16 protein-coding genes are annotated in these 23,076 nt (G+C 69.1%); 6 read left to right on the forward strand and 10 right to left on the reverse strand.

Annotation, left to right across the window (positions count from 1 at the left end; all coding sequences use genetic code 11):
• Positions 1-78: 78 nt before the first annotated feature.
• From ACFQV6_RS11200 to ACFQV6_RS11210, 3 genes are all read right to left on the reverse strand, one after another.
• Entirely contained in the window at positions 79-1,098 is a 1,020-nt protein-coding gene (locus ACFQV6_RS11200; protein WP_378027333.1) for an aldo/keto reductase, read from the reverse strand.
• 283 nt (positions 1,099-1,381) lie between these two features.
• Positions 1,382-1,951, reverse strand: a complete 570-nt coding sequence (locus ACFQV6_RS11205; RefSeq protein ID WP_378027334.1) for a zinc-binding dehydrogenase — start codon at positions 1,949-1,951, stop codon at positions 1,382-1,384.
• Positions 1,948-2,355: a cupin domain-containing protein gene (locus tag ACFQV6_RS11210; protein ID WP_378027335.1), complete on the reverse strand. Its 408-nt coding sequence runs from the start codon at positions 2,353-2,355 to the stop codon at positions 1,948-1,950. The genes ACFQV6_RS11205 and ACFQV6_RS11210 overlap by 4 nt, the downstream gene beginning before the upstream one ends.
• Positions 2,356-2,583: 228 nt before the next feature.
• Between ACFQV6_RS11210 and ACFQV6_RS11215 the strand changes: the two genes are divergently transcribed.
• From ACFQV6_RS11215 to ACFQV6_RS11225, 3 genes are all read left to right on the forward strand, one after another.
• The gene (locus tag ACFQV6_RS11215; protein ID WP_378027336.1) at positions 2,584-3,030 is read left to right on the forward strand and encodes a hypothetical protein; all 447 of its coding nucleotides are present in this window, start codon (positions 2,584-2,586) and stop codon (positions 3,028-3,030) included.
• A gap of 79 nt (positions 3,031-3,109) precedes the next feature.
• The gene (locus ACFQV6_RS11220) at positions 3,110-3,652 is read left to right on the forward strand and encodes a DUF4262 domain-containing protein (protein WP_378027337.1); all 543 of its coding nucleotides are present in this window, start codon (positions 3,110-3,112) and stop codon (positions 3,650-3,652) included.
• Positions 3,653-3,736: 84 nt separating this feature from the next.
• Positions 3,737-4,150, forward strand: a complete 414-nt coding sequence (locus ACFQV6_RS11225; RefSeq protein ID WP_378027338.1) for a VOC family protein — start codon at positions 3,737-3,739, stop codon at positions 4,148-4,150.
• Positions 4,151-4,977: 827 nt separating this feature from the next.
• Here ACFQV6_RS11225 and ACFQV6_RS11230 read toward each other — a convergent pair.
• Positions 4,978-5,310 carry a ricin-type beta-trefoil lectin domain protein gene (locus ACFQV6_RS11230; RefSeq protein WP_378027339.1) on the reverse strand — a complete coding sequence of 111 codons (333 nt, stop codon included), beginning with the start codon at positions 5,308-5,310 and terminating at the stop codon, positions 4,978-4,980.
• 110 nt (positions 5,311-5,420) lie between these two features.
• On the opposite strand from ACFQV6_RS11230, the gene ACFQV6_RS11235 reads away from it, so the two are divergent.
• A complete protein-coding gene (locus ACFQV6_RS11235) occupies positions 5,421-6,260 on the forward strand; it encodes a hypothetical protein (RefSeq protein ID WP_378027340.1) in 840 nt (279 codons plus the stop codon).
• A 112-nt stretch (positions 6,261-6,372) separates the two neighbouring features.
• Positions 6,373-7,512, forward strand: coding sequence for an Ig-like domain-containing protein (locus ACFQV6_RS11240; RefSeq protein WP_378027341.1), 1,140 nt, complete (start codon positions 6,373-6,375; stop codon positions 7,510-7,512).
• A 502-nt stretch (positions 7,513-8,014) separates the two neighbouring features.
• Here ACFQV6_RS11240 and ACFQV6_RS11245 read toward each other — a convergent pair.
• Together ACFQV6_RS11245 and ACFQV6_RS11250 are read right to left on the reverse strand one after the other, a co-directional pair.
• Positions 8,015-8,302 carry a hypothetical protein gene (locus ACFQV6_RS11245; RefSeq protein WP_378027342.1) on the reverse strand — a complete coding sequence of 96 codons (288 nt, stop codon included), beginning with the start codon at positions 8,300-8,302 and terminating at the stop codon, positions 8,015-8,017.
• A 103-nt stretch (positions 8,303-8,405) separates the two neighbouring features.
• Positions 8,406-9,740 (reverse strand): hypothetical protein, encoded by a 1,335-nt coding sequence (locus ACFQV6_RS11250; protein ID WP_378027343.1) that lies wholly within the window; start codon positions 9,738-9,740, stop codon positions 8,406-8,408.
• A 166-nt stretch (positions 9,741-9,906) separates the two neighbouring features.
• On the opposite strand from ACFQV6_RS11250, the gene ACFQV6_RS11255 reads away from it, so the two are divergent.
• Positions 9,907-10,488, forward strand: coding sequence for a hypothetical protein (locus ACFQV6_RS11255; RefSeq protein WP_378027344.1), 582 nt, complete (start codon positions 9,907-9,909; stop codon positions 10,486-10,488).
• 111 nt (positions 10,489-10,599) lie between these two features.
• Here ACFQV6_RS11255 and ACFQV6_RS11260 read toward each other — a convergent pair whose 3' ends face one another.
• The 4 genes from ACFQV6_RS11260 to ACFQV6_RS11275 form a co-directional block, all read right to left on the reverse strand.
• Positions 10,600-10,911, reverse strand: coding sequence for a hypothetical protein (locus ACFQV6_RS11260; protein ID WP_378027345.1), 312 nt, complete (start codon positions 10,909-10,911; stop codon positions 10,600-10,602).
• 10 nt (positions 10,912-10,921) lie between these two features.
• Positions 10,922-16,963: an RHS repeat-associated core domain-containing protein gene (locus ACFQV6_RS11265; protein ID WP_378027346.1), complete on the reverse strand. Its 6,042-nt coding sequence runs from the start codon at positions 16,961-16,963 to the stop codon at positions 10,922-10,924.
• Positions 16,964-17,026: 63 nt separating this feature from the next.
• The gene (locus ACFQV6_RS11270) at positions 17,027-20,500 is read right to left on the reverse strand and encodes a LamG domain-containing protein (RefSeq protein ID WP_378027347.1); all 3,474 of its coding nucleotides are present in this window, start codon (positions 20,498-20,500) and stop codon (positions 17,027-17,029) included.
• 142 nt (positions 20,501-20,642) lie between these two features.
• Positions 20,643-23,075 (reverse strand): TIM-barrel domain-containing protein, encoded by a 2,433-nt coding sequence (locus tag ACFQV6_RS11275; RefSeq protein WP_378027348.1) that lies wholly within the window; start codon positions 23,073-23,075, stop codon positions 20,643-20,645.
• Position 23,076 lies beyond the last annotated feature (1 nt).

A 23,076-nucleotide genomic window follows, 5' to 3' on the forward strand; every position in this document is an offset into this window, starting at 1 on the left:
CCGGCGCGACCGCTGCGACCCGGCGGAGTGAGTTCTCGTTGCCGCGGCCGGCCCTGCGCGGACCGGCCGCGGCGCGGTTCAGAGCTTGCGGCCGCGTTGGGCGATGCCCTGCGGGCCGTACGGGTATTCGCCGATCGCCGGGGTGCTGGCCTCGGTGAGCAGCTCGGTCTCCTTCTCCGACAGGTGCAGATCGGCGGCGCCCAGGTTGTCGTCGAGCTGCTCGAGTGTGCGCGCGCCGAGGATCACCGAGGTGACGGCCGGCCGGGCGGCGAGCCAGGCGAGAGACACCTGCGACATCGACACGCCGCGCTCGTCGGCGACGCTGCGCACGGTGTCGAGGATGTGCCAGGTGCGGGTGTCGGAGTTGCGGGGGCCGTACGCCTCCATGCCGCGGGCCGGGTCCTCGCCGAGCCGGGTGGCGCCGGTGGGTTCGTCGTCGCGCCGGTATTTGCCGGTGAGCCAGCCGCCGCCCAGCGGGGACCAGGGCAGGATGCCGATGTTCTCGTTGCGGCACACGTCGACGAGTTCGAACTCGATCTCCCGTACCAGAAGGTTGTATTGCGGTTGAAGGGTGACGATGGGCGCAAGCCCGCGGAATTGGGTGATCAGCGCCGCCTTCTGCAGCTGCCAGCCGAGGAAGTTGCTGACGCCCACGTAGCGGATCTTGCCGGCGCGGACCGCGTCGTCGAAGAACGCGAGCGTCTCCTCGATCGGGGTCAGCGGGTCCCAGGCGTGCGCCTGGTAGAGGTCGATGGTGTCGACGCCGAGGCGGCGCAGGCTCGCGTCGAGCGCGCGGGACAGGTTCACCCGGCTCAGCCCGGCCGAGTTCGGGTCGTCGCCCATCGGGAAACGGCCCTTGGTGGCGATGACGAGCCGGTCACGCGCGCCGGATCTGGCCGCGAGCCAACGGCCGACGACCTCCTCGGAGACGCCCCGCGAGTAGACGTTGGCGGTGTCGATGAAGTTGCCGCCGGCCTCGACGAACCGGTCGAGCTGGGCGTGCGACACCTCCTCGCTGCTCTCGTTGCCGAACGTCATCGTGCCCAGGCACAGGTTCGACACGATCGTGCCGGTGCCGCCCAGGGTGCGGTATTCCATCAGCCAGCTCCTTACGCCGAGATGACCTCATCATTCCCCGCGGCGCCCGAATAACGCGTCGCCGGCCGACTGCGGTCGGACCAGCAGCACGCCGGGTTGCCGTGCGGGTATCGCGGCCCGAGCCGCGATGCCGGTCGGGCGGCGCACTGATTGAAGCCCTTCGCGCCGCACGGCCGGAGGTGCCGGGCACGTCGTGGCGTGCCCGGCACCTCGTCAGGATCCCCGCTGGCCGCCGTCGGCAGCTTCCCGTCCGACGCCATCGCGGGCATGCTCGCCGCACCGATCAGCAGCGCCGGCAGGCGATCAGCGCCTTGAGCACCTCGCGGTCATCCATCGCGCGGTAAGCCACAGGCACCTCGTCGAGGGTGACCGTGCGGCCGAAGACCTTGCCGGGGTCGACGGTGCCGTCGAGGACGCCGGGCAGCAGTTCCTCGATGTAGGCGCGCACCGGGGCGGGACCGCCGTTGAGGGTGATGTTGCGGCCGAACAGGCTGGCGAAACCGACCGGCGCCTCGTCGTACTGCGGTACGCCGACGCGGCTGATGACGCCACCGGCGCGGACGATGCCGACGGCCTGGTCGTAGGCGGGGCGGTGCCCGACGGCTTCCAGGACCTTGAGCACGCCGCCGCCGGTGAGGTCGCGGACCTTGGCGATGCCTTCGTCGCCGCGCTCGGCGACGACGTCGGTGGCGCCGTACTCGATGCCAAGGTCGGTGCGGACCTTGTGGCGGCCCATCAGGACGATCTGCTCGGCACCGAGTTGCCGGGCCGACAGGACGGCGAGCAGGCCGACCGCGCCGTCGCCGATGATCGCGACCGTCTCGCGGCTCTGCCGGGAGGTCAGGTCGCTCACTGCTGGTTCGCCTTGTCGTAGAGATATTGGGCGACGGGCTCGAGCCAGGTGGTGGGGTCGCTGCCGTCGGGCTTGGCCTCGAGCAGCGCGAGATGGCTCATGAAGGTGCCGGTGGCGGCGCCGTGCCAGTGTTCCTCGCCGGGCGGGCAGATCACGGTCTCACCAGCGTGGATGCGCACGACGGAGCCGTCGCGGATGCCGACCAGGCCGACGCCCTCGGTGACGTGCAGGGTCTGGCCGACGGCGTGCGAGTGCCAGTTGGTACGCGCGCCGGGCGTGAAACGCACCAGCGCCACGGTCATCCTCGACGGCCCGGTGCCGTTGTAGATCGGCGTCATGTAGACGTCGCCGGTGAATGCCTGGGCGGGCGTCTTCACGGTCGGGCGGACGGGCAGCAGTTCCATGCCGGGCTCCTCTAGACCTTCGCCGGCTCGACATATCAGGCTCACATCGAACATTCGGATCTGCCGCGGACAATTGCGCTCTGACCCTACTCCGTCGCGCGTAGACATGTAGCCGGGGCGCCGGGGCTGGCTGGAGCCAACGGAGCCGTCGGCGGCCCTCTGCAGCGTAGTGCTGACTTGGATAAAGAATGAGGCGTGGGCACGGCGCCGCCTGGTAGGAAGGTGACCATGATCGAGTTGGCTACCAGCGAGGTGATGGGCCGCCGGGAGAATCTGGCCGGGCACGTTCGAGACGCCCTTGCTGCTGCCGGGCTCCCCATCGCGCCGCCCGACATGAGCCATCAGCTAATCAGCGGAGGCGCGTCGGTCAGGGTCGACAAGCTCGCGGACTGCCACGCGCCAGTTCGCATCGATTGGCGCACCAATCATGTGCTGATGGACGCCGCCATGGAGGCCGGCGTAGGCACGCCGACATTCGTCCACTACATGGTGGTTCTTGAGGGGATGCTCCACGTCATGAAGGAGATCCTCTCCTCGGAGGGCTTCGAGACTCGTGACAGCACCAACGATTTCGCGCCGTTCACCATCGAGGTGCTCCGTCGTCCAGACGGCACTTCCGCCTGGACGACGGCCGGTCATATAAGCAGTATCGGCTTCCCGGGCGCAAGGCACTGATCTAGCCGCTGAGCGCGCGCCGACCGGGTTCCCCGTCACTTCGCCGTAGGACAATCCCGCCGCTGACAGAGGTACAGCCGTGATCACATACGCTCTGCGGCTGTTCGAGGCTTCGCGGATCTGCCGCTGCGTCATCTGTCACGACTACGGCGACCGCGATGACTACGACGCGGCCGACCACGGCGTGATCGGCAATGTGAAGGAGTTCGGGTGGAGCGTCACGGGCGTTCCCGCGGATGACCATGGGCCGGGCTGGTCGTACACGGTCGGCCGCTGGCACAGCCGGGGCGGGCCGGAACTGGCCATGTTCGGACTCGACCTGCGTGTCATGCAGTCTTTGCCTGAACATCCTTGGGCAACGGGACGGCCTGGAAGAGGGCCAGACCATGACGATGTCGTCAACGGCTACGCGGTGCACCTGAGGACCGTCGAGCCAACCTGGTATCGGGCCTTTTTCGGCCAGGCCATCTGGTATTACCGGCGCCCGCCCATTCCGTTTCTCGAGGTCGTCTGGCCGGACCGAGACGGCGCGTTCCCCTGGGACACGGGCGACCTCGCCCAGCCACACCTCTGGCTCGCACCCGCCGATCATGTGCAAGGCGTCTGGACCCAAGACGTCTGAATCAGGTTGGCATACGGGCGGGAGTCGGGGCGATGCCATCGGGCTTTCTGTGCCGGTCGAGGCTGCACGTTCAGGCGGTAGTTGATGCCCCGCTCCACCGCCGCAGCAGTCGCGATCAAGCCGCCGGTGAAGAATGCTCGCATGTTGCGAAAGATCGATTGCGTAATGGTGCGCGTTCCCGATCTGCCGTCGGCGGTGGAGTTCTACACGCAGGTTTTCGGGCTCCGGCCGCTGTGGCGTGACGCGTCAGCGGTTGGCATGGGTATGCCGGAGACGGACGCGGAGGTCGTGCTGCACACGATGGACCTGCCCCGGGACCGGAGTGTGCACTACCTGGTGGACGACGTGCTCGACGCCGTGGCGACAGGCCAGTCGGCTGGTTGCCTTGTTCGCGAGCATCCCTTCGAGACAGCGATCGGCCTGTGCGCAGTCCTGGAAGATCCGTTCGAGAACACACTGTGCCTTCTTGACATGAGTAAGGGACCGAGAGTGGTCTGACGCGCCGCTTCCACTTCTAGCCGCCGACCGTGCGCGGGCCCGCCCCGATAGCGGTTATGCGGCGTGATCGTGGACCGGCTCGGCCTCGGCGCACGCTCGTGCCGATGTGGGTGCGACACGAGGTCGCACGTAGTGAGTGAGTACGTTGATTGGAGGGCGGGTTTTATGCCCGAGACGTAGCTCCCGGTCAGAATCTCCAGACCGGTCCCGCCCTGACATGCGTGGCGAGTAATTGTCAGGTGCGAAGCTCAGGGAAAAGCCCAAGGGCACCCATTCCGACTGGGTGTCACAGGTGAGGGAAAGGCCGAAAGGGTGAATATGGTGAATGCCAACTCGCCGGAACGTGATGCCGCCGCAGCCCTGGAAACCGACCTGCGCACCGCCGGTCATTTGGACGTCGACTCCGGCTTATTGCGGGCCATGACCGCCGGCCGCGTCCGACCTCACTGATTTCCGAAGAGAGTGTGTCACAGTACGTCGCTGCCCCAAGAAAAATGCACGGACGAAGGCGCGGGCCATCGCGTCACTGGCGGCATTCACCCGAGCCCGGCTGCGCGCTACTCGACGGCGGGCTTCTGCTGCCGCAGTCCGGGCACAGATCGCGCGGAGCACGTCACGCACCGGCGGCGACACTCCCGCCCCTGGTCTGGCGATCGACAAGGAATCTGGCACCGGTATAGCGCCGGATCGCTGCCGGCCTGAGCCGGCAGCGCGACGCGGCGATGGCTCGCGTCAGAAGAACCAGCGCCAGGCGACGATGTTCGGGACGTTGCCGTTGACGTCCAACGGGTTGGCGCTGTGGTTGTTCGGGTCGCACCAGTCCACGATCAGGGGGTAGGTCGAACGCAGCTCCTCCCACGTGCGTCAGGCCGGAGGCACTTGGCGGGGGAGGTGTTGCTGACGAACTTCACCCAGCCGTTCTTGCCGACCGCGGTCCAGATGACTCCTGCCTCGTTGCAGGAACCCAGGGTCACCTTTCCTGTCGTCAACAGGACCTGGAGGCAATTGCCGGACACCTTGTGCTTGACCAGCATTGCGCCCGCGTCCTGGACGGTCCACTGCTGGTAGTCGATGTTTCCATGGCCACACGCGTGGAGGTAGGCGGAGTTCCCGTCGCCATCCAGGCACCAGCCCGCATTCCCCACGTTCTCGTAGTGCACCTCCTGGATCGGATCTCAGTGCGCCGGCGACGCGTGGGCCGAGACTGGCAGACGTTCCAGGCGGGAATACCGGACGTCGACGGATCGTGGTGTGTGTTGAACTGGGTGGCATGCAGATGCGTCCAGCGGAACTCGCGGCGATCCGCGCCGGAGATGTCGACGTGGCGTTCCGCCGATGGGAGCGGCCTCGGGTCAGGGTTGGTACCCGGATGCGTACCGGGATCGGACTGGTCGAGGTCACGTCCGTCGACCGAGTGCCGGTGAAATCGCTGACTGCCGCGGACGCCCGCCGGGCCGGCGCGGCTTCGCTGGCGGCGCTGCGGCAGGGGTTGGACCGCCTGCACCCCGACCGGCCCATATATCGGGTCGGGTTACGGTACGCCGGCATCGACCCGCGGCAGGAGTTGCGGGAGGCGGTACCCGACGCTGCGGAGATCGACGCGATCGGTGCCTGGCTCGACCGGCTCGACCGCGCCTCGCCGACCGGGCCGTGGACCAGGGCGACGCTGCTGCTGATCGACGAGCTGCCGGCCACTCGAGCACCCGACCTCGCCCAGCGGATGGGCCGCGACACCCCTTCGTTCAAACAGAACGTGCGCAAGCTGAAGGAGCGCGGCCTGACCGAATCGCTGGACATCGGGTACCGGCTCGCGCCGCGCGGCGCCGCCGTGCTGGACCACGAGGGTCATCCCCGGACAGTCCGGGATCGGTTGGCACCGGAGCCGGGCATCCCGCTGCCACACCTCGGCGCTGCCGCGACACGTGCGCTCACCGCGCGCGGCGTGGTCCGGCTCGATCAGGTGGCCAGACTCAGTGCCGGCGAGGTCCAGGCACTACACGGCGTCGGACCCTACGCCCTTCGCCATCTGCGCGCGGCGATGGACGCGGCCGGGCTGGCGTTCCGCGACGATCCTGGCGTATCACTGCCCGCCATGCCAGGAACGGCCTGAATGCCCGTTCGCAAGGCGTGTGCAGTCCAGAGTGCGCATCGCCCGATATGCGTTCCGCGAGCGTCTAGATCAACGAGTATGATTGCCGCGTTGTTGATCAACGGGGGATCTCATGCGTGCAATCCTGGTGTCCGGCATCCTGGCCACCGTCGCCATCTCCACCGTCGCCTCCCCCGTTCAGGCTGCTCAAGTGCCGTGGTGGGACGCCATCAGTGCGCCAGGCGAATACAGCACGGTGCACGGCGTCACACCGGTCACGTTCGCAGCGGATCCTGACCTGGCGGCGGTGCAGCTTGACGACGGACCGGTGACGGCCGTCGACGGCGATGGGCCATGGACCACGACCGTCGATCTGTCACGGCGACTGTCCGGGCCGCAAAGCTTCGATGCCAGGTTGAGCTATCGCGACGGCCGCCACGCCGTGGTGTCGCGCCAGGTTTTCGTCGACAACGACCGCCCGGTCATCCAGGACGACACGAAGCAGCTGCTTTTCAACAGCGACGCCTTCTTCGAGCCGACAGTCACGGACACCAGCGATCGGGTCCGCGTCGACCTGCTGATCGACGGAAAGGTCGAGGCTTCGAATCCCTACGCTCCGTACTACCTGCCTTTCGGCGTCTACGGGCGGCGCAACGGCAGCCACCGGCTCACGCTGCGTGCCACCGACCCGTTCGGCCAGAGCAGCGAGATCAACCGTACGGTCGTGGTCGACACGATTGCGCCCACCGTGACCGGGCTGACGCCGGCCCACAAGGCATTCGTACGTGGCACCTTCACCGTCAAGGCCGCAACAGTCCGCGACGGCCACGGAGTAGCGCACGTCGAGCTGTACGTCGACGGCAAGTTCAAGGGCCGTGATGCCGTCGCGCCGTACAGCTTCAAAGTCACCACCAAGCAGGCGTCCTGGTATCAGTGGAACGTGGTGGACAAGGCCGGGAACCTGACCAGCATCGAACGCCACATCTTCGTCGACACCCAGGCCCCCAAGATCAGGAAGCTCAAGGCGCCGAAGAACAAGGCCCGCGTCCACGGCAAGGTGACGGTCACCTTGCAGCCCGACGACGACTTCGGCGTCGTACCCCGCGCCGAGTTGCTGGTCAACGGCAAGGTTGTGGCCACAGCCAAGAAGTTCCCCTACCGGCTGACCGTCGACACACGCCGGCAGAAGAAGACGATGAAGGTACAGATTCGCGTCTACGACAAGGCCGGCAACACCACGACAACCAGGACCCGCATCTGGAAACGCCGCTGAGCCCTCGGCCACCGGCGACTCTGACCTAGGTGCCCTTTCATCCCGGCTGCATACCCGGAAGCTGAACACCCACACCTGGCAGCTCGGCCCGGCTGTCATCCGCGTGCGCAGACCCCGCGCGGGCCGTAAAGCAACGCATACAACTCTGCTTGCATTTATCCGGGCAGCAGACCCGTCGGCAGCGTTCGATGTCCCGTCCCGAAAATCTGTGGTGCCTTGAGGCTCGAATCGAACCCGAATTCCACACGGCGAGCCGCTCTCCCGTTGGCGTGTTGAATCCGCGCGGGCCGGCCGGCCACGGCACCCGCGCATTTGTCAGGAAGCGCCACCTCTGCAGGCATACTCCTGCCGCCGGCAACGCCAACCACCCCGGATCTTGTGACGTCGCACCGTCACGGGGTTCAACAGGTCCACAAGATCGCGCCCGGCCCCTACGCCATTGCTGATGGCCGCCTCTTCGGCAAGATGACGACAGCGACGACCTTGGAACCTCTGGATTGCCCTAGTCGAGCAGCCACTGGTGCAGCATCTCGCCGAAGGGCGAGAAGGCCAGCACCGTCAGCGCCACCCAGACCACGGCCCACGCCACCGCCCGCGTGGACCGGCCACCGGCCATGACCAGGGCGATCCCGGCCAGCGCCAAGCCCACCAACGGCAATTGCGGAAAGTACACGACGATCGCGTGAGGAAGCGCGACCAGCCAGAACAGCGGGTTCCACACCGAGTCCGGGCCGATGACCGGGATCGAGTCCTTCGGGTCGCCGAGCCGTTCCAGGCCGGGGGCGAGCAAGGCCAGGCGCGCCGTGCGTGCGCCGCTACGGCCGGCCGGCCAGAACGCAGCTGTTGTTGGGGGGCGATTGTGCGCGCCCCGCATCATCGCCCCCGGTGGTGGATCAGCCGACCCTGGTGAGGTTGTGCTTGATGGTCGGCGCGCTCACCTTCACGTCGGCGCCACCGGTGGCGGCGAGGCAGGTCTTGCCGTCCGGAGTGGCGAGGGTCTTGAGAGCGACGTTCTCCAGCGTCACGGTCACGGTCGTGCCGTTGAACGCGAACGGGATTTGCGGGATCTTCGTGACCGCCTGCGGCGGCAGCTTGGCGATCTCGCCCTGCACCGCCTGCACGATCAGCGGCGCGAGGCCGTTGACGATGGTCTCGAGCAGGTTGTCCAGAATTCCCGGGACGCCGTGGAAGTCGAGGTCGAAGGAGATCGCGTCGATGCTGTCCAGGTCGACGGTGACCTCGTTGGCGGCGTTGACGGCGGCGGTCACGTGCACTGTCGGCCGGGCCACGCCGGTGGCCGTGAAGGACGCCAGGTTCTTGGCCCAGAAGTGCACGTCGACGTCGACGCGGGCGGTCCCGCGCAGCTGCCCGCTCTGCCCGGGGACGGGCTCGATCGCGACCTCCGAGACGCGGGCCTTGAACTCCGCCTTCAGGGTGATCGTGAAGAAGAAGAAATCGAATCGCTTCTCCCAGTATCCCGTGATCGGGTCGGCGGCCGCGAGCGCGTCGTTGAAGAGTGCGTTGAGCACGCCCGGCACGACCGCGACGAAGACGGTCTGGTCGGGCCAGGCGCCGGCCAGGGGCGCCGCCTCGGACTGGGCGGGCAGCACCGACGTCGTGACGAGTAGACGGCCCTGTCCCGTGGCGACGATCGGCGGGGACATCTGCAGGCTGCCCAGACCGATCGGCGGGATCTGCACGGGCGCGAGGAAGTTGTCCTCGATGAGTTTCATGAGTTTCGGCGCGAGGCCCCGGTTGACGATCTCGGCCAGGTCGGGGTTGTCCGGAATCTCCACGCTGAGCGTGACGATGTCGGGCGTGAGCATCCCGCCCGCCACCACGATCAGCTGAAGGCCGGCACGCACCGACGCCTCGATCTGGGTCGAGGGCTGATTGCCGGCGTAGTGCACGGTGAGGGCCACCCGCTGCACGAACATCTCGAACGAAGCGCTCGATTCGGCTGCGGCGGCCGCCGTGACCTCGTCGTCGCCGCGCCCGCGGACCTGGCGCAGCAACTCCTCGCGCCATCGCTCAACGAGCGCTGACGGCTGCAGCGAGACCACCGGAGCGGTCGCGATGTCGTAGTCGATGGCGGTCACGGTGAGCGGCGGCAGTGATACCGGCACGCTGCCGACCAGCAGCGCGCCGTGGGCGGCGTCGTACACCGTGCGGACGAACTCGTTGAGGGCGAATTCGTCGGTGCCGATGACAGCGTCGTAGTTGGCCATTGTTCCTCCTCGGTCGCTCGTCCCGTGGGAAGCGGGAACTCGTTCCACGGTTCGCTCGTGGGTCCCGTACCGCTTCGGGGAAACTCCCGGGGTTCAGCGACCGGCCACGACGAGGCCCACGAGCGCGAGCGTCACGGCGAGGGACACGCGCTGCGACGCCGGCGCTGTGACGGCGCTGCCCGCCGGCATCCTCGTGGCCGGCAATCAGGAGCAACGCGCCCACGCGATGGCAACACAGGGCGCCGCCAAGGTCAGCACCGCGATCACCGCCAGCAGCCTCCTGCAGACCTTCCGAGCCGACGGCGAACGTACCCTGGTCACCGCCGAGCTCCGCGCCACCGCCCGCGAGCTGTCCGCCCTGGACACTCCCGGCACCGGCGAAGCCGCCCGCCAGACCACGCTGGCCCGCGCCGACCAGTCCGCGCTGCCGCGGCTGCGCCCCACGGTCGAGACGATGACGAACGCACCCGCCACCGCGTCCGGCGTGGACGCCCGCACCGTGCAGGCCGTCACCGCCACGCCGGCCCAGTGGGAGGCCCTCCGGCTCGCCCAGAACCAGGCAGTGGACCGTGCCGAAACCACCGGGCAGCGCGGCGACATCCTTCAGGCCGCCGTCCTGTTCGCCTCACTCGGCTCCACCTTGGCGCTGCTGTCCCTGGCCGGTCCCGCCCCGGTCCTCGTCCGCCGCGGCGCCGCCGCCCTGCTCGCCTCGGCCGCGATCACCGCGGCCGGCGCGTACCTGTTCTGAGTCACCCGAGCGGCGTCCCGGCCGTGAGGAGACGTCGCTCGTCAAGGTGTTCGGCGCTGAGTCCCTGCACCGCGTCGCCGACCGGGCCGTTCCGGGGAAGCCTCCGGCCGGTCAAGGCGTGCCGGGCGGGATACCCCTGACGATGTCGTGCCCGACCATGCGCAGGAATGCCCCTTGGTGCAGATTGGCGCGGTTCTTGTCGGGGACACGCAGCCAGCCGATCATCGCGACCGGCACCGCCGGGATCGCCACCGCGAAGCCGGCCAGGACACCGATGGTCGGTATCCAGGTGCCGGCCACGCCGGTGGCGCCCAGCAGCACGAAGACAGCTACGGCGGCGAAGGCGAGCAGGGCGCCTCGCAGACCCCGCACATACATCCGATACGAGCCCTCGTTCCTGAGCCAGGCCGGCTGCTGTGTCACGTCCGGCACCCTAGTCGTCGGCCCACGGGTAGACCCACACCCGCTCCGTCCAGGTATGAGTGCCGCCGAACCAGCCCACGCCGGCGCCGGGCCCGATACCCACGTTGGGCGTCACCGTCCAGACGTTCGCGGTTCTCGACTTCGAGACGCCGACGGCGGCCTTGCCGCCGAAGAAGCCCTGCGCCTCGCCACCGATCGAGTCGCCGCCCTGGTCGTCGAGGCTGCCGTTGGAGATGCTGATGCCCGCCGAGCCGCCCGCACCCCCGCCGAACCAGAAGCCCGCACCGGCGGTGCGGGAGTAGCCGATGCCTTTACGATCGGCGGCGAAGCAGAGCGAGCCCACGCCGCTGGCCCCGAAGCCGAAGATGCCAGCGACGCAGAGCTGGGCCGACCAGCCACCCTTCTGCGGGGTGTACTGCTTCTTGACCTGCGGCTTGGGCTTCGGCTTGGGCTGCTTGAACGGCTTGCCCGGCCGGTCCTCGTACCAGACGGTGTTTCCGGTCCTGGTCTTCCGCGTGGTGGAGCCCTTGTACTTGTACTCGGGATGGTGGAAGTACCTGGGCTTGGCCTTGGCCTTGGGCCCGTTGGTCGGGTCGCAGTTCTTCTTACCCTCGCAGTACGCGCCGCGGGGCTGCCCGCACGCGCCGCCGCCACCCTTGGCGCATCCGCTGACGTTGGGGTCGCTGCGCAGGCCGGTCGGGTCGGAGTTGCCGACCGGCTCGTTCTCCGAGTAGGAGTACGCGTTCCACTGCTGCGGGTCGGCGAGGTCCTGGACCGGGTCGACCGAGACGAACTTGCCCAGGCCCGGGTCGTACTCGCGGGCACCCAGGTGGGTGAGCCCGGTCGGGTCGGCCTGCCCGCCCAGGTAGCCGCGTGCGTTGACCCAGGTGACCGCCACGCCGCGGGCTTCGCCGTACGGCTTGGAGCGCCGTTGGGTCAGGGTCTGGCTCGTGTCAGCGGTGATCGTGGCGTACGCCGTGCCCTGCGAGTCGGCGGCCAGCCAGCGCAGGCCGCCGCTGTCGCGCTGGGCGATCGTCTCGCCGCCGAAGGTGTAGTAGCGGATCGCGGTGGCCGTGCTCGCCCCGGCGGCCAGGCGTACCTGGGTGTCTCCCAGCTCGACGGTCGTCCCGGTGCTGTCGCGGGAGATCAGCCGCTCGCCGTCGGCGTCGTAGATGTAGCTGCCGGCGCCGCTCGCGTCGGTGACGGTGGCCAGTGATCCCTCGGCGTCCCAGGTCAGCGTCTGCTGGCCGTTGAGACCCGGCCGGGAGACGGTGTTGCCGGCCTGGTCGTAGGCGTACGTGCCGGCCGTCCCGCCGGTGCGGGTGGTGCCGGTGACGCCGTGCGGGCGGGTGGAGCCGGCCGCCGGGTAGGCGTACGTGGTGGTGACGTCGCCGGTGGTGGCGTGGTCAACCTGCTGACGCCGGTTGCCGACGCGGCCGATCGGGTCGGTCGGCGTGCCGAAGCTCCAGCTCTGCCAGTACGGCGCCGGGCCGCCCAGCGCCGCCGCCGATGCGGGCAGGTTGGTGCAGTCGGCCGATGCCGGCGTCCACGCCTCGGTCAGCCGGCGGTGGTGGTCGTACCGGAAGCACTGGGTGTCACGACCGGCCGCCGCGTTGTCGTCGATGAGGCGGATGTTGCCGGCCTCGTCGTAGTCGAACGTCGCGTTGGTGACGTACGCGCTGCCCACGCTGCGCGTCACCGACCGGCGTTCGACCCGGCCGGTGGACTCGTCGTAGTAGCGGGCGGACGAGACGAACCCGGCGCCGGTGAGCTGGGTCGAGCGGTTGACGGTGCTCGGCTCGTACAGGCTGGTGTAGGTGGCCTGGTTGACGTAGTAGGCCGCGCCCGTGTAGCCGGCCTTGAGCCGCGCAGCGGTGCCGTAGACGTCGTCGTATTCGTAGGTGACGGTCTCCTTGGCGAGGCCGCCGGCGGCCGGGAGCACGACAGTGGCCGGAGAGCCGTCCGCCTTGTACGTGCGGTCGGAATCGTAGGTACCGGCGAGCGCGCCCTCGGCGGCCGGGATGGTGACCCGGGTCAGCTTCGGCCGGTACTCGGCGTCCACCGAGACCAGGGTGCGCACGTACGCGCTGGTGACACCGTTCGCGGTGACGTTACGGGTGCTCGTGGCGGTGGCACCCTTGTACGGCGTGTCGTACGTCCAGGACGCCCGCACCGCGCCGGTGATCGTGCCGTCGCGCATGCTGGTCCGGCGGCCGAGGTCGTCGTAGGTGGTGGCGACCACCCGGTTCTCCGCGTCCTTGACCGTCTCGGCCTGGTCCTTGAGGTTGTACGTGGTGATCGTCGTGCCCTGGTCGGGGTCGCTGCCCTGGGTCTGCCGCCCGCGGATGTCGTACGTGTAGCTCCACGTGTTGCCGGAAGCGTCGACGACGGTGGCCAGCTTCCCGGCCGGGTGGTAGGTCATCTTCGTCTCGTCGTACCCACCGGTCGGTGTGCGGCCGTGGTGCTCGCGGACCGCGGTCGTGCGGTCCCGGGAATCGGTGTACGTGGTGACACCGATACCGCCCTGCGGCGGGGTGACCGCTGTGTGGGTGCCGTGGTAACTGGTCGTGGTGCGCCATTTCTCGGCGCCCTCGGACAGCTGGATCTCGTTGGTGATCCGGCCCGCGCCGTCGTACACGCGCACGGTCTGGCGCGGGACGTCGTCGTCCAGGGTGAGCCCGTCCTTGATCTTGCCGGTCGGCAGGCCGGCCATGGCGTGCTCGTCGTTGGTCTTCCACAGCCGCCCGGCGGAGTCGTGGAACGTATCGGTGACGATCTTCTCGGTCGGGCTGGGGCCGCCGTAGGCCACCGTCTGGGTCTGCCGGTCGCGCAGGAAGCCGTCGAAGATCTCGTGGCTGACGCGGTAGGCGCCGTTCGGGTCGAGTTTCTTGGTGACGACCGTCGAGGCGTCCTTGACGGTGATCCCGTCCGCCTTGATCAGCGTGTAGTCGAAGTGGGCGGTCGGCGCGCTGCCGAACGTCGCCCGGGGCCGGCCCGGCGACCAGACATCGGTGGTACGGCCAGCGGCGTCGTACGCGTACTCGGTGATCCGCCCGTTCGAGTCGGTGACCTTGGTCGGCAGTCCTCGGGCCGGGTTGAAGTCGGTGGTGGTGGGCCAGTCGAGGTGGTTGGTGACCACAGTGCGGGTGGTGGGTGCGCCGGTGGACGGGGTGAAGACGGTGCGGGTCCGGGCGCCGGTCACGTCGGTGGTCTCGGTGACCCGGCCGACGGCGTCGTACTTGTTGGTCTTGTCGACGTGATAGCCGCGGGTTCCCCCGCTGAATCCGCTGATCGTCTCGGTCGTGGTGACCTGACCCTTGGTGGGCGTGGCGTTGTAGCCCAGCGTGTCGAAGCTGTGCCGGGTGTCGCCGATGATCTGCGCCTCGGTGGTGGCCGCGGTGGCACACGACCCGGCCCAGCTGTGCGTGCGCTTGACCGGCGTGAGCAGCCAGTTCGTGCCGGTGATGTTGCGCGCGTACTCGGTGGCCGTGCACTCGTCGTCACCGGTCGGCGTCTCCTCGCCGAGGTCGGCGACCTGGGTGACCATGCCGTAGTTGTCGTAGGTGGAGACCGCCTTGGTGCGCCGCCACCCGCCGCCGTCGAGGCCTTCACGCACCCGAACGGTGGACGGCCCGGTGAACCGGGACTCGACCGTGGAGGTGCCGATGGTGCGGGTGGCGGTCGCCGCGGACTGCCAGAAGTCGGTGACGGTGGCCTCGACGATCGTGCTGCCGTCGTACGTGATCTGCTCGCGGGGTTTACCGGCGAACGCCTCGTGGTCGACCGCGGTGCCGCCGTCGCGGTCGGTCACCGACACCGACCGGGCGGTGCCGTTGGCCAGCCGGTCGCCGTGCATGCCGCGGTAGTAGAGGGTCTCGGTCCTGCTCTGCTCCCCCGCGCCGCCGAGCGTGGTGACCACCCGCGGGTAGCCGCGCCACTGCGCCCAGCTCAGCTTCGCCGTGGGCGTGATGCCGTCGTTCATGTCGTAGTGCCAGAGCGCCTGGTTGCCCGGGTTCTCATAGTCGTAGTGGGTGAGCTCGGTCTTGTTGCCGCCGGCGTGGTCGATCTCCTGGATGTCGGTGACGACGTACTTGTGGAAGTAGTCGGTGACGTCCGTGGTGCGGCCCTCCGGCGTCCACTTGACCGGGTAGCAGCGCAGCGCGTTGTTGTCGAGTGCGGCCACCGCGGGCATGCGCGAACCGACCACGCAGTCCGGGTCGCTGTAGGTCACGAAGATCTGACCGCCGGTCTCGGTGCGGATCGAGTTGACCCGCCACCAGTTCATCGCGAGCGCCCAGTCACCGCCGGAGGAGTCGACCCGGTTGGGCTTCTGGACGCCTTCGAACGACACGCTCGGGTACGGCACGCTGCCGCCGTTGAGCCCGGTGTAGGTGACGCTCTTGAGCCACAGGCCGGGCCGGGTGCCGTCGCCCGGGTCCGGGAAGCTCTGGTCGAACGTCCAGGAGTCGACCGGGCTGCCGGACTGGTTGGTGGTCACCTTGCTGACCCGCTTGGCGCTCCAGAACGTCGGCGATCCCTGCAGGCAGTTGGTGGCTTTCGGCGCGACCGAGCAGTCCAGGTCCCACGGGGTGTCCGGAAAGGTGGTCGGATTCTTGGTGCCGCAGTTGGCCAGGCAGCGGTCGCTGTTGGTGAACACGACCTGGTTGCCGCCGCCGTAGTCGATGCGCTCCAGGTAGCCGCCGCGCACGTAGTCGACCGGGGAGGCGCTCGTCTGGTTCTTGGCGTACTTGTTGGTCTCCTTGGTGTACGTGTACGTCATCGTGTTGCCGTTGATGTCGACGACCTGGTCGAGGTTCCACCGCCAGGCCTGGTTGCACCATGAGTTCGCGAACGTGGTGTTGCGGCACTCGTCGTTGGTGTTGTTGCCGAACACCGGCACGGTCCACGCCGAACTGGCCGACCGCCCGAACCAGTACTGGGTGCCGTCGGCGGTGGTCACCTTCCAGTGCTCGTTGTTGTTGTCACCGTTGGTGACACCGCTGGTCAGGCGCTCGATCTTCGAGGCGTTCTCGGACGTCAGGTGCCACTTGCCGTCGCTGTCCTTGAGCAGTTCCCCGGAGCTGCCCGGCATCTGCAGCACGGCGTTGTCGGTGCCCCAGCACAGGTCACCGGTCTTGGTGGTGTTCAGCGCGCCCGGACCGCCCATGTCCTCCTGGCAGGTCTTGTAACGCCGCTCGATGTACCCGCCGCCGCCGAGCGAGAAGCCCTCACCGACCTGACCCGGCTGATTGTTCGATGCGGCATGCCGGCCGTCGACGCTCTGCGCCGAATAGGACAGCCCGATGTCCGGTTCCGGTCCGGCCGTGGTGGCCGGGCCGCTCATACCGTACGACCAGGTGAAGTCGCCGCTCGAGCCGGACTGCGTCCACAGCGCCGAGGGCTTGAGGTCGGTGGCGGTGAACGTGCCGGCGCCGCTGGACGGGCCGGTGGTCAGCGCGACCGTGGTGCCCGCCGCGCTGACCGCGGGCACCTGCGCCGTGGCGGTACGGGCCCGCGCGTCGTTGCGGGTCGGCAGCGGGACGGGCCGGCATTCCGTACCCGGGTCGCAGTCCGGCAGCGCTACCAGCTGCAGCCGGGCCGCCCCGTCGGCGCCGAACGCGGTCGCGAACTTGTCGTACTCCACCGTGACGTCCAGCGCGGCCGGCGCGGCCGACTCGGTGCTGACCCGCAGCAGGAGCCCGTCCACGCCGGACCGGGCGGCAGCCGCCCGGTCCAGGGTGCTGACCTTGGCCTTGGCTGCCCCGCCACCGTTCACGCCTCCAGGCGCGGCGACCAGCACGGGCAGCCGGCCCGCCCGCGCCCGGGTCTTGATCAGGGGCGTCTCGGCGGTGGCGGCGGCGGGCCACTCGGGGGCCGGCCGCTTCACCTTCGCGGCGGCCACGGTGCCGTCCACGGTGGTCTTGACCCGGGCTGCCGCCGGCTCGGCGAGCGGCACGGTGTCGTAGCGCTGGGCGGGCAGCGGTTTGGCCGGTTCGGCGGCCTGCGCAGCGGTGGCGGGCACCATGAGCAGGCCGGCCGCCAAGGCGGACACGGAGATGAGGACACGACTAATCACGACAACGCGCTCCTGGCGTCAAGCGGGCGGCGGATGGGATCAGGGCTCGTTGAACAGTGCGGTGATGTCCTCGGCAGCCAGCGTGCCCTGCCAGACCCGGACGCGGTCGATGGCGCCCTTCCAGTACGTGTTGCTGCCGCTCAGGTACTTGCCGCGGCCGACAGTGAAGCCGCCGGTGGAGTCCCAGGCCGGCCGGTAGTTCGCGGTGTTCGCGAGCACGCCGTTGACGTACAGCCGCATCACGCCGGCGGTGGCGTCGTAGGTGGCCGCCAGGTGGGTCCAGGCACTGGTGGCCCCGGTGATGAACGCCGCCATCTGACTGCCGGCCGTGTCGTCGGTGGTGCGCATGCCGAACACCCATGCGCCGCCGGTGAAGTTGTCCTGGTAGCGCAGGTAGGCGGAGCTGTTGACGGTGCCGTCCTGGCCCCAGACCGTCTGGTTGCCGGTGTTGCTGTCGCGCCGCACCCAGGCGGTGACCGAGAACGACTGGTCGGTGCGCACCACCCGGCCCGCGGTAGCCGCCGCACCGGTCACCCCGTCGAACACCAGCCCGTTGGAGAAGTTGTAGCCCTCACCCCACTGGGTGGCGAGCTGGGTGGGCTGGGTGGCGTGCGTGGTCTGCGTCAGGGTCAGCGGCCGGTCGTAGCCGGAGCCGTCGGTCACCTCACGCGGCGCGTCGTCGTCCAGGTCGTCCATCTCCCACTGGCCGACCTGCACCGGCTCGGTCAGCGGCCGCAGGTCGATGACCGGGTCGATCGCCCGGTCCCAGACCCGGACCTCGCCGAAGGTGCCGCCGACGAAGTTGCCCAGCACGCCCGCGGTCCTGGCCTGGCCCACGTGCATCGGGCCGGTGGCGTTCCACGCCTGCGCCGGGTTGTAGGCGGCCGTGCCCTCCAGTTTGCCGTTGACGTACAGGCGCAGCTCCTGGGTGCCGGCATCGTAGGTGCCGGCGACGTGCGTCCACACGCCCACCAGCGGCGCCGAGGTGCCGGTCGCGGCGGCCTGGGAGTAGGTGCCGCCGTCGGCGGTGTGCCGGACGAACCGGTAGCGGTTGACCCCGGTCGACGGGGTGGTCTGCAGATAGAAGGCGCTGGAGCTGGTGCCCGACTGGCTGAGCAGGGTCTGGAAGCCGGTCGTGTTGCTCAGCTTCACCCACGTCGCGACGGTGAACGTCCGCGACGTGTTGAGCACCGGGGCCGCGCTGCTCGCCGACTGGGTGGTGCCGTTGAACGTCAGCGCCTTTTGCACACCGGTGGCCGAGTGGGTGCCGACGATCCGGTCGTCGGTCCAGCCGGGATTGTTCGCGAGAGCGAGGCTCGGCCCGCCGGTGGGGGTGGTCTGCGCGGTGCTGCCGGAGCCCTCGTCCAGGCCCCACACGGCGGCGGGCGCGTTGCCCTCGTTCACCAGGAACCTGTAGTCGTACGGGCCCGAGGCGTTGCCGGCCTGGTCCTTGGCGCGCACGGTCAGCACGTTCTCGGCGAGCCGGTTCGGGGTCACCCAGATGGTCACGCTGCCGCCGGCCGTGGCCGGGGTCGCGGTCATCACCGGGCCGGCGTTGAGCTGGTACGCGTACGACGCCACGTCGGCCTGGCCGTTGGGCCCGAAGGTGAACTGCCCGGACCGGCCCATGTTGCCGTGCACGACGTCGTCCGGCGTGGCCTCGGGGTAGAGGTTGTCGGCCGTGGCGACGGACGGCTTCGCGGTCGGCCCGGTGGTGTCCACGTCGAACTCGCAGTAGGCAGACTGGTTGGAGCTGCCACCCAGGGTGTCGCTCGCCCGCACCTGCCAGCGCAGCCGGTCGCCGTTCGCGATGCCGCTGGTGATCTGCACCTCGGCCTTGGCGCTCGGGGCCACGCCGGACTTGGTGCGCGGCCAGCCGGAGACCGTCGCCCACGTGCTGCCGTCGTACTTCTGCAGGGTGAACTGGCCGCTGAGCGTGCCGCCGTTGGTGCCGTCCGGGTCGGTCAGCACGGCCTTGAGCCACGGCGACGACGACCGCAGGATCGGCCGGTTCGTGCCGGTCACGCACGCCTGCGCCGGTGCCGTGTAGTCGGCGGTCAGGGTGAGCTGCCCGGCCGACGGGGTGTTCGGCGGGGTGTTGTACTCGATCGACAGCTTGGTCAGGGCCGGGTCGAACTTCTTCCAGTTCTTCGAGTCGCCCTCGCCGACGCGGTTACCGGTCTCCCCGGCGGCGAGCGCCAGCGTGTAATTGGTCTGGCCCTTGGCCGCGTCCACGTCGGTGCGCAGCGCGGCCGCCGTGTACTCCAACGGCTTGTTCGGCTGCGGGTCGTTTCCGCACCCGGCGCCGGTGCTCGGCTTGTGCGCGTTGCCGCTCATGGTCTGGATGAACAGCTGCAGGTCGGGGCCGTCCCACGCCTGCCGGCCGGCGGTGGCCAGGTCGGCCGAGCGGAACAGGCTCACCGGGGTGGCCGTGCACGACCAGGAGTGCGTCATCGTGGTCAGGAACTTCGCGCTGCGGATCTGCTTGCCGGCCAGCGAGGCCAGGTTGAAGGCGAAGAACGGCCGGGCGATGCCGGAGCCGTCCGGGTCGCGGCCGGCCCGGGCGACGCCGTCGTTGCGGTTGGCGTTGGTCTCGTTGGCGTAACCCCAGCGGATCTTGTTGATCGTCGTCCACGGGTCGATGACCACCGGGTACACCGCGTTCCTGCCGCGCAGCACCTCGGTGTCCGGCACGATCACCAGTTCGTCGTTCTCGATCCCGGTGGCCAGCTCGGCCCGGTTCGCCTTTTCCGGCAACTCCTCGCTGAGGGTACGAGCCGACGCCCGCACGGCCGGGGCGGTGCCCTTGGCGTCCCACATCACCGCGCCGTCAGCCGACGCCACGTTGCGGCCCGCGCGGTCGCGTACGGCGAACCCGCCGCCCGCTTTGCCGGCCACCGACACGCCGGACGCCGCCACCTTGAACCGCAGCTCGTCGAGTTCCGGGTTCTGCGCGGCCTCGCGGGTGTTCACCACCAGTGACCAGGTGAAGCCGTCGGACAGCGCGCGCACCCGCAGGTCGACGTCGTCCAGCACGGACTCGTAGACGGCGGTGTCGTTCTCCAGCCGCGGCGCGGGCAGGGTGCCCGGCCAGGAGAACGCGACTGATCCGCCGGCCACCGGCAGCGTTGCCATCGGCTGTGTGCCGCCCGCCGAGAAGGTGGTGGCGGCCAGCGTCGCGACCGGTGTCACCACGCCGTTCTCCAGTCGCAGGCGGCGGTCGATCTGCCGCCAGCCGCCGGCGCTGTCGCCCGTCCATCGTGGCTCGGCATAGGACTCGAGGACCAGCTTGCCGGCCGGGGTCGCGAATGCCCGCGACGTCTCGGTCTGTGAGCCGTGTACCACGACCGGGACGCCCGTCTGGGCGGCCGCGTCCAGCGCGGTGTCCTCAGCTGTCGGTGACGACGAGGGCGGCGCCGCCGCCGCTGCGGCTGCCGGCAGTGCGATCATTCCGCAGGCCGCCAAGACGGCAGCAGAAACGAATCCGCGCAGGGTGGAACCCCGTCCGGCCATGGCACACATCCCCCGTGAAGCGTGGCGATCGTAAGTGACCACACCGTATGTGTTCGAATGATCGCTGTAAATAATCTTGTTGGTGAATGTTTGCTGCCTCCGACAACGAAACTCGCCCGCGAAGGCATGTCACATCGTTTCGTCAGGCTGTGAACGTCGCGTCGAAGTCGCCGCCGTGGTTGCTGAACCGCACCCGTGCGTCGGTCACCCGGTGGGCGACGCCGTCGACGTGGACCTCCCGCGGGTGCGCGCCGCGGATCACCAGGACGAATTCGTCGCGGACGAACTCGGGGTAGCCGTCGCCGGTGGTGCGAGCGAGCACCGTCACCACGGCCCCGGTCCGGGTCAAGGTGAAGACTGTCCGCCGGACCGCGCCGCCCTCGGCCGCGGTGGTGGCGCCGTCGTCCTCGACCAGCACCGAGGTGTGCGCGCCGTCGCCGGCCGGCACCACCACGTGCAGCTCCGTGCTGCGAGGCTGGTAGCCGTCGGCGTGGGCGGGGGCGTGCGGCCACATCGGGATCACCGCACCGCCGCGGGCGTACAGCGGGATCCGGTCCATCGGTGTCGCCGCGGTCACGAATCCCGGCCCGGTCAGGACTGTCCCGTCGTACCAGTCGACCCAGGTCCCGGCCGGCAGGTACACACGGCGGGCGGTCATCCCGGCGGCGAGGACCGGTGCGACCAGCAGGTCCGGGCCGAACAGGTACTCGTCGTCGATGTCCCGGGCCAGCGGGTCGTCCTGATGGTCGAACACCAATGGGCGCTGCACCGGTGCGCCTGTCCGGCTCGCTTCGACGAATGCCGCGTACAGGTACGGGATCAGCCGGTACCGCAGTCGGATGGCCTCGCCGACCAGGCCGGCCACCGTCGGCCCGAACGACCAGGCGTACTGGTCGACGTGATTGATCGCTGAATGGTTGCGGCAGAAGGGTGTCAGCACCCCGTACTGCATCCAGCGCAGGAACAGTTCGGCGTTCGTGTCGCCCATGAATCCGCCGACGTCGGCGCCGACGAATGCCTGACCGCTCAGTCCCAGCCCGGCGGCCATCGGCATGCTCATCGCCAGGTGGTCCCATCGGGAGAGGTTGTCGCCCATCCAGTTCGCGGCGTACCGCTGAATTCCGGCCGATCCGGCTCGCGACAGCACGAACGGGCGCTCGTCCGGGCGTTCCGCGCGCCATCCCTGCACTGCCGCCATTGCCATCAGCAAGGCGTACTGGTTGTGGAATCGTTCGTGGGAATGCCGGCCTCGGCCGAACCGCATGGCTTGCGGGTCGATGGCCCCGGTGGCTGGTTCGTTCATGTCGTTCCAGATTCCGGAGACTCCCGAGCGCAGATGCTCGGCGTTCAGCTGTCCCCACCATTCTCTGGTCTCCGGCAGGGTGAAGTCGGGGAATGCCGTGTCGCCGGGCCACACCTGGCCGAGGAACACTCCGCCGCCTTCGGTCCGGCACAGCAGGTCGGCGTCGATCGCCTCGTCGAACACCCGGTATCCGGGTTCGTGCTTGATTCCGGGATCCACGATGGTCACCAGTCGATATCCGGCTTTCGCCAATGTGCTCAGCATCGCCGCCGGGTCGGGGAACCGTTGCGCGTCCCAGGTGAACACCCGGTAGCCGTCCATGTGTTCGATGTCGAGCCACAGGCCGTCGCAGGGGATCTCCTCCTGGCGGTGCCGGCGAGCCAGCGCTTCGACGTCGGCCTGGGTGTAGGCGAACCATCGGCATTGCTGGTATCCCAGGGACCACACGGGTGGTACCGCGATCCGCCCGGTCAACCCGGTGTAGGCGGCCAGGATGTCCGGCATGCGGGGACCGGTGAAGACGTACTCGATGTATTGACCGCCGTCGAATCGGATCGAGTACTCCCCCGGAACGGAGAAGTCGTAGCAGGCGCGGTAGGGATTGTCGACGAACGATCCGGCGGTCGCGCCCGACGTGGCGTCCAGGTGGTAGATGAAGGGAATGGAGACGTAGTAGGGATCGAATTGTGTGCTCGTCCGGTCCGCCCGTGGGTCGTTCTCCGCGCGCGCGGCGGCGAATTCGCCGGAAGCGCGCGGGTCCAGGACGTCGACGTTCCACAGCGCGTAATCGCGGCCGCGCCGGTTCAGCGGGCCGGTCTTCTCCCCCAGGCCGTAGATCGCGTCAGCCCCACGGCACCGGCGGCGAATCACAAAGGCGTCGTTCAACATCGCGTACGCCCCGGCGCCACCATTCTTGTCGTCCGCGCCTACCGCAACCGGTGATCCGTCCGGGCGATGCACGTCCAACCGGAACGGTGCCATTCCCAGCGTGACCACCAGCCCCGAGGTCCGCAGCCGCACAACGCGGCCGCCGTCGTCGCCGGTCGTCTCCTCCACCGTGAACGGCACCTCGGCCGCCAGGGGATCCACGCACACCGCGTGGGAGGGGTGCTCGTCGAAGACGCCGCCCCGGGTGATCGCGAACCGTACGACGTCCTCGTGCACGACGTCGACACTGAGTCGTTCACCGTGCAGGCCGGCCAACAGGCCCCGTTTGGTCACCTCCACCGCGTCGACACGCGTGAAACTCCGGAAATACTGAGCGTCTGACACG

Origin of the sequence: Actinoplanes sp. GCM10030250 (assembly GCF_042666575.1) — a bacterium.
Taxonomy (GTDB): domain Bacteria; phylum Actinomycetota; class Actinomycetes; order Mycobacteriales; family Micromonosporaceae; genus Actinoplanes.

Bases quoted from the DNA above. Each gene is read 5' to 3' on its own strand.
- ACFQV6_RS11200 (WP_378027333.1), bottom strand. From the start codon at position 1,098: ATGGAATACCGCACCCTGGGCGGCACCGGCACGATCGTGTCGAACCTG.
- ACFQV6_RS11210 (WP_378027335.1), bottom strand. From the start codon at position 2,355: ATGGAACTGCTGCCCGTCCGCCCGACCGTGAAGACGCCCGCCCAGGCA.
- ACFQV6_RS11215 (WP_378027336.1), top strand. From the start codon at position 2,584: ATGATCGAGTTGGCTACCAGCGAGGTGATGGGCCGCCGGGAGAATCTG.
- ACFQV6_RS11225 (WP_378027338.1), top strand. From the start codon at position 3,737: ATGCCCCGCTCCACCGCCGCAGCAGTCGCGATCAAGCCGCCGGTGAAG.
- ACFQV6_RS11235 (WP_378027340.1), top strand. From the start codon at position 5,421: ATGCAGATGCGTCCAGCGGAACTCGCGGCGATCCGCGCCGGAGATGTC.
- ACFQV6_RS11240 (WP_378027341.1), top strand. From the start codon at position 6,373: ATGCGTGCAATCCTGGTGTCCGGCATCCTGGCCACCGTCGCCATCTCC.
- ACFQV6_RS11250 (WP_378027343.1), bottom strand. From the start codon at position 9,740: ATGGCCAACTACGACGCTGTCATCGGCACCGACGAATTCGCCCTCAAC.
- ACFQV6_RS11270 (WP_378027347.1), bottom strand. From the start codon at position 20,500: ATGGCCGGACGGGGTTCCACCCTGCGCGGATTCGTTTCTGCTGCCGTC.